Below are 16178 nucleotides of genomic sequence, written 5' to 3' on the forward strand. Positions count from 1 at the left end.
TGACCAACACTGTAAAACATAGATAAAAATGGAAACACTAGTAGTTATTTGTGGGCTTTATAATTTGGCGTTTGCCCTTTTCCACTTTGGGTTTTGGAAAATGTTTCGGTGGGACAGCCAATTGAAAAAATTGAGTTTTGCCAATAGAGGAATCATGCAAATTTTAAATATTCAAATCAGCTACTATTTTATTTGGAGTGCCATTATTTGTTTCGTTTTTCCAACAGAACTTTTGACCACTGCATTAGGGAATTGGTTTTTACTTGGGAATTCCTTGTTTTGGTTACTTCGGACACTACAACAGTTCATTTTCTTACGAGCGAATCATTATAAAATACATTTGTTGACTTTTATTTTTTTGATAGGCACTGTTTTATTTTTAGTACCAACATTATCGAGAAGTTAAATATTCCGCGCGTTCCATTTTTCTTTATGCCTTTTGACTTTGCCACTTTCTGACTAATGATTATCTTTGCGCCTTTAATTTGAAACTCAGATAATGAACAAACTTTTAATAGTAGGAACGGTTGCTTTTGACGCTATCGAAACCCCTTTCGGAAAAACAGACAAAATTTTAGGAGGCGCAGGAACCTTTATCGGACTTTCGGCTTCGCATTTTAACCTGCAGTCAGCGATTGTTTCGGTCGTAGGTGATGATTTTCCACAAGAATATCTAGATTTATTAACTTCGAGAAACATCGATATTTCAGGACTTGAAGTAGTGAAAGGCGGCAAAACCTTCTTTTGGAGCGGTCGTTACCACAACGATATGAACTCAAGAGATACTTTGGCTACAGAACTTAATGTCTTGGCTGATTTCAATCCGGTGGTTCCCGAAAACTTTAAAGATGCCGATGTCGTGATGTTAGGAAACTTACATCCAATTGTACAAACCGGTGTGTTGAATCAAATGGCACAAAAACCAAAATTGGTAGTATTAGATACGATGAACTTTTGGATGGATTGTGCGTTGCCGGAATTATTAGACGTCATCAAACGTGTTGACGTGATTACTATTAATGATGAAGAAGCCCGTCAGTTGTCCGGAGAATATTCGTTGGTAAAAGCAGCCGCTAAGATTCACACTATGGGTCCAAAATATGTAGTGATTAAAAAAGGAGAACACGGTGCGTTGATTTTCCATGACGAACATATTTTCTTTGCGCCGGCTTTACCTTTAGCCGATGTATTTGATCCGACTGGAGCAGGAGATACTTTTGCAGGCGGATTTGCCGGATTCATTACCCAACAAGGAGACATTTCTTTTGAAACAATGAAAACCGCGATTATTCAGGGTTCCAACTTGGCTTCGTTCTGCGTGGAGAAATTCGGAACCGAAAGAATGGTGGAACTGAAAAAAGAAGAAGTGAACCAACGCCTAAAACAATTCAAAGCGTTAACACAATTTGAAATAGAATTAGCTTAATTTTATGCCTCGAATTTTCGGGGCATTTTTTTTTCAGTCAAAAGTCGAAAGTCATAAAGACAGCAGACTGAAAAATTAAATAGTAAACAACAACACAATGAAAAATCAAAACGGAAATACGATTGCTAAGCGTCTTTCGACTTTCTAACTTTTGACATTCGACTAAATAACTACTACAATGAGCGACGCGATAAAACACGAATGTGGAATTGCACTTTTACGATTAAAAAAACCATTAGAATTCTACAAAGAAAAATACGGTTCGGCTTTCTACGGCATACAAAAAATGTACTTGCTAATGGAAAAGCAGCACAATCGCGGACAAGACGGTGCCGGATTTGCCTCTATAAAGTTGGATGTCGATCCGGGAGAACGTTATATCAGCAGGGTTCGTTCCAATAAAGCACAAGCCATTCAGGATATTTTTGCTCAGATTAATGAGCGTATTAATGAAGAGCTGACGTTGCATCCGGAATACCAAGATAATGTCGCGCTGCAAAAAGAGAACATTCCCTATATCGGCGAATTGTTTTTGGGCCATGTCCGTTACGGTACTTATGGCAAAAACAGCATCGAAAGCGTACACCCTTTTTTACGTCAGAACAACTGGATGCACCGGAACCTGATTTTGGCCGGAAATTTCAATATGACGAATGTTACCGAGCTCTTTAATAGTTTGGTGGAGTTGGGTCAGCACCCGAAAGAAATGACAGATACGGTAACAGTGATGGAGAAAATAGGTCACTTCTTGGATGATGCGGTAACCGATTTGTATCAGGAATGTAAAAACAACGGCTTGTCCAAACGTGAAGCGTCTCCGGTAATAGCTGAAAAATTAGACATTACCAAAATATTAAAACGCGCTTCCAAAGGATGGGACGGAGGTTTTGCTATGGCTGGACTGCTGGGGCATGGCGATGCTTTTGTGTTGCGTGATCCGGCCGGAATTCGTCCAGCGTATTTTTATCAGGATGATGAAATTGCCGTAGTCGCTTCAGAAAGACCTGTGATACAGACGGTTTTTAATGTTCCTTTTGAAAAAGTACAGGAATTGCAACCGGGACATGCATTAATCATCAAGAAAAACGGCACGATCACCGAAGAAGAAATTATTGAGCCTACCGTTAAAAAGGCGTGTTCGTTTGAACGTATTTATTTTTCCAGAGGCAGTGATGCCGAAATTTATCAGGAACGAAAAGAATTGGGTAAGTTAATTCTTCCGGCAGTGCTGGAGGCTATAGAGGACGATACCGACAATACGGTGTTCTCGTATATCCCGAATACCGCAGAAACCTCTTTTTACGGTATGGTGGAAGCGGCCAATGATTTCTTAAACCAAAGGAAGAACCATTTTATTCTGAACAACCGAAAAACCTTGACCAAAGAAAAATTGGAAGAAATCCTTTCGGTAAAAATCAGAACCGAGAAAATAGCCATTAAAGATGCTAAATTGCGAACCTTTATTACGGAAGATAGCAGTCGGGATGACTTGGTTGCCCATGTATACGACGTTACGTACGGCGTCATTAAAACCGAGGATAATTTGGTAATCATTGACGATAGTATCGTGCGAGGAACGACCTTAAAAATGTCGATTCTCAAAATGATGGACCGACTGCATCCTAAACGCATTGTCATTGTTTCCTCGGCGCCGCAAATCCGTTTTCCGGACTGTTATGGCATCGATATGGCCAAGTTAGAAGGATTGGTGGCTTTTCAAGCTACTATGGAATTGCTCAAAGAGCGCAATTTATACCATATTGTAGATGAGGTCTATGCCAAATGTAAAGCACAGGCTAATTTTAAAGACAGTGAGGTGGTCAATTACGTAACCGAAATCTACAAACCGTTTACGGATCAAGAAATTTCAGATAAGATAGCGCAATTGTTAACCTCTGAAGAGATCAAAGCCGAAGTAAAAATCATTTTTCAAACGGTAGACGATTTGCATAAGGCCTGCCCGAAAAATTTAGGCGATTGGTACTTCACAGGAGACTATCCTACTCCAGGTGGAAATCGTGTCGCCAACAAAGCCTTTATGAACTTTTATGAAGGAAAAAATGCCCGTGCGTATTAAAATTTTAACATTTTTTGTCTTTTAACGATTATTGCGGTAGTTCATCTAAATTATTTGTACTAAGCATTCTATCGCCTATATATTTGTTGAACCATAGCATTAGTAGGTTAAGTTTATGGTAGATTTGGGGCAAAAAGGGTGAAAAGAAATTTTCACCTTTTTTATTTTCTAACCCCGTCATTTTTCCTCCAATTTCAGTATTTAACAACGCGATTTTCCTTTCTCAAAGCAACTTTGTTAATTTTAACGATTATTGATGCTTTTCATCTAAAATATTTGTTGCAACCTAACATCACCTATACATTTGTTGAACCATAGCATTAGTAGGTTAAGTTTATGGTAGATTTGGGGCAAAAAGGGTGAAAAGAAATTTTCACCTTTTTTATTTTATAAAACCCTGAAAATCATTAAGAAATAGGGTATTTCACTCGCATTTGCCTATCATCCCAATATATTTTTAACAAAAAACCTTGTTTTTTAACAAGTTATCTCTAGTTTTGTCGTACCATAGTATTTAGTAGGTTAAGTTTATGGTAGATTTGGGGCAAACAGGTGGAAGAAATTCCGCCTGTTTATTTTTTATCCTAATCCCAAATAAAAAAACCGACTGCTTTCACAATCGGTTTCTCAAAGATAACAAGATTCTTTCTTATTTTTCTATAGCGTATAGTCGCGCCACTTCGGTCCAGTTCACCACATTGAAAAATGCCTCAATATAATCAGGACGACGGTTTTGATAATTCAAATAATACGCGTGTTCCCAAACGTCCATACCTAGGATAGGCGTTCCGCCACAACCAACACCAGGCATTAGGGGATTATCCTGATTTGGAGTTCCGCATACTTCTAGTTTTCCTTCTTTTACACAAAGCCAAGCCCAACCAGAGCCAAACTGTGTAGCACCTGCTTTGGAGAAGCGCGCTTTAAATTCATCAAAATTTCCAAAAGAAGCATCGATAGCATCTGCTAAATCGCCTGTTGGTAATCCGCCTCCTGTAGGTGACAGCACTCGCCAAAACAAGTTGTGATTGTAAAAACCGCCACCATTATTTCTAACGGCTGCGTTTTTCATATCCAGATTGATTAAAATGTTTTCAATGGTCAATCCTTCCAAATCGGTTCCTGCTACAGCAGCGTTTAAATTTGTAGTGTAAGCATTATGATGTTTCGTATGGTGGATTTCCATAGTTCGGGCATCAATATGAGGCTCTAATGCGTCGTAAGCATACGGTAATGATGGTAGTTCAAAAGCCATGATTCAATTTTTTAAAGATTAGTATATGATTGTCAAATTTAAGAATTATTAATCGTTTTAAGTTATAAAATTATGAAAGTGTTTTATAGTTCTACTTGCTGCAATTTTCGTTCTAATTGAAACGAAATAAATACGCACAATAGAATTAGAGTTACACTGATATAGCCCAAATAATTGTAATTGTGTATCGCAAACTTCGCATCACTATAGGTAATCCAGCCACTTAATAAGGATGCAAAACCGGTTCCAAGCGATTGCACGCAAGAGTTTAAACTCATAAAACTGCCGCGGGTTTTAGCATTTACAGCTTGTGTAATCATGGCTTGTCCAGGAACGGTTCTTCCGGTGGAGGAGCTAAACCAAAATCCGAAAATCCCTAAAACCACAAACAGCTGCCAATGGGGCATATTGGTAATCAAAACCACAAAAATGATAGAGATCAAGGCAGCCCATACAAAGACGTTTCGTTTGCCATAACTATCCGCCAATTTACCTATAATTTGCGCAGAAATCAAAGAACAAATGCCACCCACCAAATAAATCAAAGGCGTATATTCTTGCGGCACACCAACATTATACACTAAATAAGGATTAATTAACGGGACAATGATAAAATGTCCGGTTATCAGTAAAAAGCTAAACACTAACGCGGTAACTTGGGCTTTATTACTAAAAATGTCATAGAAATTGGAAATGCGTTCTTTCAATTTTATGGGATTTTCCAAATGCGCATTCACTTTAGGAACAAATTTGAAAAGAAACGGCAACAATAAAACTCCGAAAATAGCAACTACCAAAAACGGATAGTACCAATCATAGGTGTTGGCTAAATACAATCCAAACGGCACCCCAATAACCGATGCTAAAGCAAATCCACCCATCAACATTCCCATCGCTCGACCACGGCGCTCATACGGAATAACATCGGCAATAATACTTAAAATCTGAGCACTGATTAAGCCGCCGAAAACTCCGGTTAACGTACGAGCAATGATCATCGAATACGTTCCTAAAGCAAACGCACAAGCAAACGTTCCTAGCAAAAATCCGGAATAAGCAAACAATAAAAGTTTTTTTCGGTCAAATTTATCCGCAAAGAAAATAGCACAAAAACTACTAGCAAAAGCAGCCAAAGAATAACTCGAAACAATAATGGCAAATTCGGATGTAGTTAAATTCCATTTCGGCATCAAGATGTTTCCCAAGGGCATCAAGATCATAAAATCGAGAATATGCGTAAAGTTGAGTAGCGCCATCAGCGCTACCAGTATAATTTCATTTCTTTTCAAGGCGCTTTTTTTATATGGTGTAAAATTACACATTGCATAATTCCTTTTTCTTAATAAAGAATTAATTAATTACATTAGTACCATCAATAAAACCTATCGCTAGCATGTTTGATATACAGCCCAATCATTTGAAAAACAGTTTACTGGTACTTTCGCCTTTGCAGGAAAATGATTTTGAGGAATTGTATGCCGTTGCTAATGACGAACTCCTTTGGGAACAGCATCCCAACAAACTTCGGTATCAGCGTGATGTTTTTAAGAATTTTTTTGAAGGGGCGATGCTATCTGGCGGAGCGTTTCTCATTAGGGATAAGGTAACTAACGAAGTTGTGGGCAGCAGTCGTTTTTATGATTACAAGGAAACAGAACAATCCATTTTAATTGGTTACACGTTCATCGGACGTAAATTTTGGGGCAAGAACTACAACCAATCGTTGAAGAAACTAATGTTAGACTATGCTTTTGAACATGTGGACAATGTCTATTTTCATATTGGTGCTTTCAACATCCGTTCCCAAAAAGCTATCGAAAAAATTGGCGCCCTCAAAGTGGATGAATTTGAAGTAGAATATTATGGTGAAGATAGTAAGTTGAATTTTGTTTATGTGATCAACAAAAGCAATTTTTAAATGATTACAAAAAAACCTATAAAACAAATGCGTGGAGGATATCATGTCTACTAAATTTAAATAACAGATGACAACTATCTTTGATTTTTGCTTGGATGTAATTCGGGTTGATCTGATTATAGGATTTGGATGGTATTCTATTTTCTTCTTTATTTTTAGATTATTCAAATATCAAAAAGAACGTCTTGTTGAGTTTGATTCGTATGCTTGTAAAACAGTGGTCTTTTTAGGAATCACATTTGGTATTGTTTGGTGTTTAGCTTCAGGCTTTAATTATCTTTATGTACTGAATGACGACCAAAAAACCCGCTTATTTCAAAGGGCTACAGGGCCTTATTGGTTCGGCTACTGGTTGCAGCCATTATTTTTCATTGCTTGGACACAATTAGTAAGAATTCGGTTTGTTAGAAGGTTTTTGCTTTTCAGGATAATCATCTGCTTCCTGTTTGTTCTTTCTTTTGAACAATTCGTTATTATAGTTACCATGATCCATAGGGATTACCTTCCGGTTAGCTGGGGTTTCTATAATGTAGACTTAGGATTTGAATGGGGGGTATTTTTACTATCCATCTTGGGAAAGATGACCGAATTTATAATTGTCGTTTTCACTTGTAAATTTTTACAACAATCAATAGGGAAACCTAAAACAATTAAAGCAAACTAAATGCAAAAACCAGCTTTCTCCATATATGATGCTTCTGCAGGCTCTGGGAAAACCTATACTTTGGTCAAAGAATACCTAAAAATCATACTGCTTTCCAAAAAACCCGATGCTTATCGCAACATACTTGCCATTACCTTCACCAACAAAGCGGTTCATGAAATGAAAAGTCGAGTGGTAGACAGCTTGTCCGAATTCGCTAAAGAAAACCCATCGGATAAAGCCTTACAGTTGATGCAGGATATTCATCAGGAAACGGGATTGAGTCTGAATGCGATTACTGAAAAAGCCAAAAGCATTATCAAAAACCTCATTCACAATTACGCCGCGTTTGATATCTCCACTATTGATAAGTTTACCCATAAGGTAATCCGCGCCTTTGCACACGATTTGAATTTGCCCATCACTTTTGAAGTTTCACTGGATACCGAAAATTTATTGACAGAAGCCGTAGATGCCATCATTGCAGAGGCTGGCAACAATCCCGAATTGACAAAATTATTGGTTGATTTTACTATGGAAAAAACTGACGACGACAAATCGTGGGATGTTTCACGTGATATCATGGAAACTGGGAAGTTGATTCTGAATGAAAACAACCGAGAGGAAATCACCCATTTTCAAAACAAAAACATAGAAGATTTTATTCTGATTAAAAATAAATTAGTCACGCTTTGTGAAGGTTTAAAGGCACAGAGTGTCGATTTGGCACAGAGTGCTTTAGCTTTAATGCAGCATAACGGCATTGATGAAAAATCATTTTCGGCAGGCCACTTTCCGAATCATTTGAGAAGTATTGCTTCGGGTAAATTCAATCCGAAAAACAAAACCTATCACGAATTTGAGGATATCAAAATCAATAAAACAGCCGCGGACAAAGCCGTTATTGAGGGTATTATTCCTGAGTTGCTGTCAATTTTAGCGTCGATTTATAAGATACACCAGCAGCTCGATTTTTACGAAGCGTTTTTAAAGAATATTACGCCGCTTTCCTTACTGAACACGGTGAGCAACGAATTGATTAAAATTCAGAAAGAACAAGGCATTCTCTCCATATCCGAATTCAATAAATTGATATATAACGAAATTCAGAATCAGCCTGCACCTTTTATTTATGAGCGATTGGGCGAGAAATACAAGCACTTTTTTATTGATGAATTTCAGGATACATCAGAAATGCAGTGGCACAATCTGATTCCGTTAATTGACAACGCCCTTTCTAGTGAAGACTTATTGGGCGAAAGAGGCTCATTGATGTTGGTGGGCGATCCCAAACAGTCTATTTACCGATGGCGAGGCGGAAAAGCAGAGCAGTTTATCGCTCTTAGTAAAGACAAAAACCCATTTGTGAATCCGGATAAAAAACTGTTTTCGTTGGGAACCAACTGGAGAAGTTATTCTGAAATAATTGATTTTAATAACGATTTCTTCGGCTTTATGGCATCAGAATTTGACCATGAAGATTATAAAGATTTGTACAAAAACCATAGTCACCAGCAGCAAAATGATAAAAAAGGTGGTTATGTGAACCTCTCTTTTATACCCAAAGCGGAAAAGATGGACTCGAGCACAAGCGAACTGGGAATTCCATTTGGCGAAGCCGAAAGTCCGGACAAAACCGAATTGTACCTAGAAGCCACTTTACAAACGATTGCAAAAGCAAAATCAAAAGGTTTCCGCAATAAAGATATTGTCATTTTGACCCGAAAAAAAGCACACGGAACCCAAGTGGCCAACTATCTTACAGAGCACGGAATTCCAATAGTATCAACCGAAAGTTTGTTGCTGGGCGCCTCTTCAGAAGTGCAAAGTATACTTTCAGTATTGTCCTATTTGAATAATAATAACGATTTGTTGTCCAAAGCAGCTTTTCTGTATTATTTGGCTTTACAACAAGCCAGCATGGGCATACACGATTTTATCGCAGCCGGAATGATGCCGTCAAGTGAAACCGATTTTCAGCAATGGTTAACCAAATTTGAGATTGATTTTTCTTTTGCCAATATTCGTAAAAAGTCCTTGTATGAGGCAACGGAAGTGATTATTGCTACAATGATTCCCGAAGAAAAACGGAATGCCTACGTGCAGTTCTTTTTGGATTTAGTTTTGGAACATGATTTGAAGAAACAGTCCGGAATTGCTGATTTTTTGCAGTATTGGAATACCAATTCGGAAAAATTGAGCATTCCTTCGCCCGAAGGGAATGACGCCGTAAGGATTATGACCATTCATAAATCTAAAGGATTGGAGTTTCCTGTTGTGATTTTTCCTTTTGCCGATGAAGACTACAGTAAAGGGCCTAAAGAAAAAATATGGTTGAACGCTGAGGAAGAAACTTTTGGCTTACAAAAGGTTTTAGTAGACAAAAGCAGCAGTGTTTCGGGTTACGGAGAAGCTGCGGCTCTAGTTTACAACCAAAAAAAACAAGAAGAATTGCTCGATGATGTGAATGTATTGTACGTGGCCTTGACTCGAGCAGAAGAGCAATTGTATATTGTTTCGGCAATGCAAAGCACTAATAGTAAAGGCGTTTATCCGAATACTATGGCCGCTTTTTTTATTAAGTTTTTGACTTCAAAAGGACTTTTTACAGAGGAGCAATACGAATATTCTTTTGGAAGCTCTGAGAAACTTTCGCCAACCAAAGAAGTCACAACGGAAACGCTCACTATACCCCAATTATCTACTACTTTACATCCTAAAAACATCAAAATAGCCCAGCGCGAAAGTCTGATGTGGAATACCAAACAGCAAAAGGCTATTGAATATGGAAATGTCATCCACGAAATTTTATCTTTTATCAAAACGAAAGAGGATATTGATGTGGCACTGACCAAAGCCATCGAAAATGGACTGATTGTTTCGGGTCAAAAAGATGTAGTTCAGAAAACCATTCAAAGTATTGTTTTGCATCAAGACTTGACAATGTACTTCTCTAGTCAGCATAAAATAATCAATGAAAAAAGTATCATTCAAAAAGAAGGTAATATAGTTAAGCCCGATAGAATGGTGCTTACAAAGCAAAACGAAATTTATCTGCTGGATTATAAAACAGGTTCGCATCAATCCAAATACACGTTGCAACTTGAAAATTATCAAAGTGCTATTGAAAAAATGGGATTTAAAGTCACTAAAAAAGCCTTGGTTTATATTGGAGAAACCTTGGAAGTGGTAAATTTGCATTAGATTTGATAGTAAGAGGAGGACTGCCACTGGCAGTCAGGTAAAAAACTTTTGGTGTCTTACTATAAATACAAACTAAAAACGATAAATCTACAAACGCTAATCATGTACGGAAAAATTCAACAACACTTACAAAACGAGTTAAATACTATTGAAAACAATGGGCTTTTCAAAAAGGAGCGCATTATTACATCGCCACAAGGAGCAGAGATCACAGTTAATGGGGAAACGGTTTTAAACTTTTGTGCCAATAATTATTTGGGATTATCATCTCATCCCGAAGTGGTTCAGGCTGCGAAAGACACCTTAGACTCTCATGGTTTCGGAATGTCATCCGTGCGTTTTATCTGCGGTACTCAGGATATTCACAAAACACTAGAGCAAAAAATAGCGGCTTTTTATGGTACAGAAGATACTATTTTATATGCTGCTGCTTTTGATGCCAATGGTGGCGTTTTTGAACCCTTATTGGGAGAGGAAGATTGTATTATTTCGGATAGTTTAAATCATGCTTCTATAATTGATGGGGTTCGTTTGTGTAAAGCTGCGCGATATCGTTATGAAAATTCCAATATGGAAGATCTGGAAGCGCAGTTGAAAAAAGCGGTCGAAGCCGGTCATCGTTTTAAACTTATTGTAACTGATGGTGTTTTTTCGATGGACGGTTTGGTGGCGCCTTTGGATAAAATTTGTGATTTAGCAGATCAATACGATGCGCTGGTGATGGTTGACGAGTGTCACGCCGCTGGATTTATCGGCGCCACAGGTAAAGGTACGCTCGAAGCCAAAGGCGTGATGGGAAGAGTGGATATTATCACTGGAACACTCGGAAAAGCGCTTGGAGGTGCGATGGGAGGTTATACAACGGCAAAGAAAGAGATCATCGAAATATTGCGTCAGCGCTCGAGACCTTATCTGTTTTCCAATTCACTTGCTCCGGCCATAGTAGGCGCTTCTATTAAGGTTTTTGAACTCTTAGAGAAAGACACAACACTGCGAGATAAAGTGGAATGGAATACAAACTATTTCAAAGCAGGGTTGCGAAAAGCAGGGATTGATTTTATTGATGGTGATTCAGCCATCGTCCCTGTCATGTTGTATGATGCCAAACTCTCTCAAGTCATGGCCGATGAGTTACTCAAAAAAGGCATTTATGTGATTGGTTTCTTCTTTCCTGTAGTGCCAAAAGATAAGGCGCGTATTCGTGTTCAGCTCTCGGCTGCGCACACCCAATCACATTTAGATCAGGCAATTAATGCATTTGCGGAAGTTCACGAAAGACTAAACGTTGTCAAAAAACAATGATTTTTTCATAATTGATGTCAAATCCTTATATAATTCACATATTTTAACATTTTGATTTTGATATTAGAATTATAGGTATTACTTTTGTCCCATTATAATTATTATAATCTAATCAAATTAAGTATGAAACATCTTAACAAATTATTCGTTGCTTTGGTAATGTTAGCTGGACTCAGCTCGCAAGCTCAAGACAGTAACAATCCTTGGGCGATATCGTTTGGGGTTAATGCAGTAGATACAAGAGTTAGTGCTGCTTCTAAATTAGAAGACCAACTTTCTCAGTATTTTAATGCAAGAGACAACTGGAATATTCTTCCTGCGGTGTCTTATGTAAACGTATCTAAATACGTTGGAAGTAATTTCTCTTTTGGAGTTACAGGATCTGTTAACAAAATCAAAAGGTATGTATTGCCTAGAGTTGGTGAAGGTCCATATACAGTTGTTAACCCAGGAGATCTAAACTATTATGCGGCTGATGCAGTTATTAACTACAGCTTAATGAGTTTGATTAAATCTAAAAAAATTGACCCTTCTATTCATCTTGGTGGAGGTTATACGTGGTTAGGAGATAGCTCTGCAGGTACTTTAAACGGAGGTTTAGGATTAACGTATTGGTTCTCTGAAATGGTAGGTTTGTCAGTTCGTTCAACTTACAAACAATCTTTCGAAGATGTACGTGAAGATATGCCATCTCACATGCAACATTTTGCAGGTCTTACTTTCAAATTTGGAGGTAAAGATACAGACGGAGACGGAATCTATGATAAAGACGATGCTTGTCCAGAAGTTGCTGGTTTAAAACAATTTAATGGTTGTCCTGATACAGATGCTGACGGAATTGCTGATAAAGATGACGCTTGTCCAGAAGTTGCTGGTCCAGCTGAATTCCAAGGTTGTCCTGATACTGACGGAGACGGAATTGCTGATAAAGATGACGCTTGTCCAGATGTTGCTGGTTTAAAATCTTTAGGCGGTTGTCCTGATACTGACGGTGACGGTGTTACTGATAAATCAGACAAATGTCCAGATGTTAAAGGTCCAAAAGAAAACGCAGGTTGTCCTTGGCCAGATAGAGATGGAGATAAAGTATTTGATAAAGATGACAGATGTCCAGATGTAGCTGGTACAGTTGCTAACAATGGTTGTCCAGAAGTATCTGATGAAGTTATCAAAAGATTGAATGATTATGCTAAAACTATCTTATTTGATTCTGCAAAAGCAACATTCAAACAACAAACTTACCCAGTATTACAAGCTATGGTTGCTATCTTAAAAGAATATCCAAATTCTAACTTCTCTTTAGAAGGACACACGGATAGCGATGGTAAAGATGCAGCTAACCAAAAATTATCTGAAGACAGAGCTGGTGCAGTTAAAAATTATTTAATTGAAAACGGTATTGCTTCTGACAGATTATCTTCAGTTGGTTTCGGTGAATCTAAACCAATCGATTCTAACAAAACTAAAGCTGGTAAAGCTAACAACAGAAGAGTAGAAGTGAAATTAGTAAAATAATTTCCTCTAAAATATTTTCAAGAAAACGCTCCGAATTTCGGGGCGTTTTTCTATTTTTATAGAATGTCAAAACCAACCTTTCTTCATCAACTGGCTCAGGAAATACTAAAATCATATTCTGATACTTTATCAGAGCTAACCATAGTTTTACCCAACAAGAGAGCTAAAGTCTTTTTACTGGAGGAATTAAAGACACTGGTTACTACAACAATCTTTGCTCCTGAAATCATTAGCATTGAGGACTTCGTTCAGGATGTTGCCGGTATTCGTTCTATTGATAGTATTGAGCTTCTTTTTGAGTTCTATGAAGTATATCTTTCCACTACAACTAATGAAAAGGCAGAACCTTTCGACAGCTTTGCCAATTGGGCTAAAACCTTACTTCAGGATTTTAATGAAATTGACCGCTATCTTCTGGATCCTAACGCCATTCTGAATTATCTTGAAAACATAAAGGAAATCGAACATTGGTCCGTTGATCTTGACAAGCGAACCGAATTGATTGAAAAACACCTATTGTTCTGGAAAAAATTACCACTTTATTATCATTCCTTATATCAATATCTCTTGGATAAAGGAGTAGGTTATCAAGGATTAATTTATCGCGAAGCCGTATCAAATCTAAACCACTTTTCTGAAAACAATCAACAGAAGTTTTTTGTTTTTGCCGGATTTAATGCGCTCAATCAAGCCGAAGAAAAAATTATACAGCATCTTTTGGCACTTGATGCGGCCAAAATATATTGGGATATCGACGAAACCTTGCTGCACGATTCGTTTCATGATGCCGGACTTTTTCAACGTCGCTTCAAATCAGAATGGATTTATTATAAAACACATCCGTATGAGTGGATTTTCAACGATTTTAAGGAAGAAAAGAACATTCAGCTTATTGCTACATCAAAATTGATTGGACAAGCTAAAATAGCGGGAAATATTATCAAAAACCATATTGATCAGAGCGCCTCAGGGTTGCACCATGTGGCTTTAGTTTTGGGTGAAGAGAATTTGTTGCTTCCCATTTTGCATTCACTGCCCGCAAGCGTTGATGCACTGAACATCACGATGGGGTTTTCGAGCAAAAATAATCCTGCTCAGTTACTGATAGCTAAATTGTTCAAATTACACAGCAACGCTTTGACCCGAAATGCCTCGAGTTATGTAATGTATTATAAAGACCTGCTCGATATTTTGACGCATCCACTTATCGAACCTTTTGTTATGGCTCATGAATTGGTTGGTAAAATCAACAAAAATAATTTTACGTTCATTCCCCATAAGAAACTAGAGGAATTACATCCGCAAGGCAATATTCTTTTTGGGCTTTTATTTCAAAAATGGGATAAAAGTAGTGTTGCTATTTTAGAAAACATGTCTCAGATTTTACTTCAAATCAAAGCGAATCTGAGCTACGAAAACGAGGAGGAAAAGGTGGTGAATGCCTTTGTCTATTCTGTTTTTAAGGTCATCAACAAAATGATTTCCTATTTTTCAGAACATCCTCAAGTAGACGATATCAAAACCTTACAGGCTATTTATAAACAAGTAATTGATGTTGCTGAGGTTTCTTTTGAAGGCGAACCTTTAAACGGTTTGCAGATTATGGGCGTATTGGAAAGCCGTGTGCTCGATTTTGAGACGGTTATCATCACCTCAGTAAACGAAGGCAAATTTCCCGCAGGAAAAAGCACCAATTCTTTTATTCCGTATGATGTGAAAAGAGAATATGGTTTGCCCACTTTTAAAGAAAAAGACGCTATTTATACCTATCATTTTTACCATTTACTACAAAGAGCTAAAAACATTTATTTGATATACAATTCGGATAGTGAAGGATTTGATGCCGGCGAGAAAAGTCGCTTTATCACGCAGTTGGAAGTGGAAAAAAAACCCAAACACCAATTGACTTTTCAGCATTACAATCCGAATGTGCCGAGTATTGCTCATCAGCCGGTAGTTGTGCCTAAAACAGAAAGTGTCTTGACTCGTTTACGCGAAATCGCAGAAAATGGGTTTTCTCCTTCCTCTTTAACAACCTATATCCGCAATCCAATACAATTTTACTTTCAAAGGGTTTTGCGCATTTCGGAAACGGATGAGGTGGAAGAAAACATTGCTGTGAATACACTGGGAACCATTATTCATGGCGCTTTAGAAGAATTATATAAGCCTTTTGTGGGACGTATTCTACTGATAGAAGACCTCAAAAGTTGTTTGAGTAAGATAGATTCTGAAGTGTTGCTTCAGTTTAAAAAAGTCTACAAAGAAGGCGAAATCAATAAAGGAAGAAACCTTTTAGCGTTTGAAGTCGCGAAGCGTAATGTACTCAATTTCTTGAAATTAGAAATCGAATCGATAGAAAAGGAAGGAGATGAAATTCAGATTTTAGCCTTAGAAACTACTTTAGATAGGACGCTTACAGATTCTCGTTTGCCCTTTCCGGTCTTGATAAAAGGGAATGTAGACCGAATTGAACTTCGCAACGGAAAAATCAGAATTGTGGATTATAAAACCGGAAAAGTAGAGCAGCGTAATGTAACCTTAAAAGACTGGAATGGTCTGACAAATGATATCAAAAACGAGAAGATTATTCAGGTTTTAGTTTATGCTTTTATGTATGAACCTCATTCCAATGGAAGAGCAATGGAAGCCGGAATCCTATCATTCAAGAACTTAAAATCTGGATTTTTACCCTTTGAATTCAAACCCGAAAAAGAACCGTTTTCAGTAATTTCACCCGAAATCATGGAAAGCTATTTGGATCAGATAGTCCTATTACTTTTGGAAATATTGGACGTTACCATTCCTTTTGAAGAGAAGCTTTAAGAGGGTTAACCA

General features: G+C 37.7%; 11 protein-coding genes. 9 read left to right on the forward strand and 2 right to left on the reverse strand.

What is annotated here, in order from left to right; genetic code table 11:
• Positions 1 to 28 precede the first annotated feature (28 nt).
• The 3 genes from ACULEU_RS00635 (at position 29) to ACULEU_RS00645 (ending at position 3503) form a co-directional block, all read left to right on the forward strand.
• Positions 29 to 406: a hypothetical protein gene (locus ACULEU_RS00635; protein WP_445453531.1), complete on the forward strand. Its 378-nt coding sequence runs from the start codon at positions 29 to 31 to the stop codon at positions 404 to 406.
• A gap of 93 nt (positions 407 to 499) precedes the next feature.
• Positions 500 to 1426: a PfkB family carbohydrate kinase gene (locus ACULEU_RS00640; RefSeq protein WP_445453532.1), complete on the forward strand. Its 927-nt coding sequence runs from the start codon at positions 500 to 502 to the stop codon at positions 1424 to 1426.
• Between the two features lie 178 nt (positions 1427 to 1604).
• On the forward strand, positions 1605 to 3503 hold the full coding sequence (locus ACULEU_RS00645; protein ID WP_445453533.1) for an amidophosphoribosyltransferase: 1899 nt from the start codon (positions 1605 to 1607) through the stop codon (positions 3501 to 3503).
• 649 nt (positions 3504 to 4152) lie between these two features.
• On the opposite strand, the gene ACULEU_RS00650 is transcribed toward ACULEU_RS00645, so the two are convergent.
• Positions 4153 to 4758, reverse strand: coding sequence for a superoxide dismutase (locus ACULEU_RS00650; protein WP_445453534.1), 606 nt, complete (start codon positions 4756 to 4758; stop codon positions 4153 to 4155).
• A gap of 83 nt (positions 4759 to 4841) precedes the next feature.
• Positions 4842 to 6047 carry an MFS transporter gene (locus tag ACULEU_RS00655; RefSeq protein ID WP_445453535.1) on the reverse strand — a complete coding sequence of 402 codons (1206 nt, stop codon included), beginning with the start codon at positions 6045 to 6047 and terminating at the stop codon, positions 4842 to 4844.
• A gap of 104 nt (positions 6048 to 6151) precedes the next feature.
• Between ACULEU_RS00655 and ACULEU_RS00660 the strand changes: the two genes are divergently transcribed.
• From ACULEU_RS00660 to ACULEU_RS00685, 6 genes are all read left to right on the forward strand, one after another.
• Positions 6152 to 6676, forward strand: coding sequence for a GNAT family N-acetyltransferase (locus tag ACULEU_RS00660; RefSeq protein WP_445453536.1), 525 nt, complete (start codon positions 6152 to 6154; stop codon positions 6674 to 6676).
• A gap of 67 nt (positions 6677 to 6743) precedes the next feature.
• Positions 6744 to 7340 (forward strand): hypothetical protein, encoded by a 597-nt coding sequence (locus ACULEU_RS00665; protein ID WP_445453537.1) that lies wholly within the window; start codon positions 6744 to 6746, stop codon positions 7338 to 7340.
• Complete coding sequence (locus tag ACULEU_RS00670; protein ID WP_445453538.1) at positions 7341 to 10523, forward strand: UvrD-helicase domain-containing protein; 3183 nt, start codon at positions 7341 to 7343, stop codon at positions 10521 to 10523.
• Positions 10524 to 10625: 102 nt separating this feature from the next.
• On the forward strand, positions 10626 to 11825 hold the full coding sequence (kbl, locus tag ACULEU_RS00675; protein WP_445453539.1) for a glycine C-acetyltransferase: 1200 nt from the start codon (positions 10626 to 10628) through the stop codon (positions 11823 to 11825).
• Between the two features lie 123 nt (positions 11826 to 11948).
• The gene (locus tag ACULEU_RS00680; RefSeq protein ID WP_445453540.1) at positions 11949 to 13340 is read left to right on the forward strand and encodes an OmpA family protein; all 1392 of its coding nucleotides are present in this window, start codon (positions 11949 to 11951) and stop codon (positions 13338 to 13340) included.
• Positions 13341 to 13403: 63 nt separating this feature from the next.
• Entirely contained in the window at positions 13404 to 16166 is a 2763-nt protein-coding gene (locus ACULEU_RS00685; protein ID WP_445453541.1) for a PD-(D/E)XK nuclease family protein, read from the forward strand.
• The last annotated feature ends 12 nt before the right edge of the window (positions 16167 to 16178 follow it).

This window comes from Flavobacterium sp. 25HG05S-40, assembly GCF_052654735.1.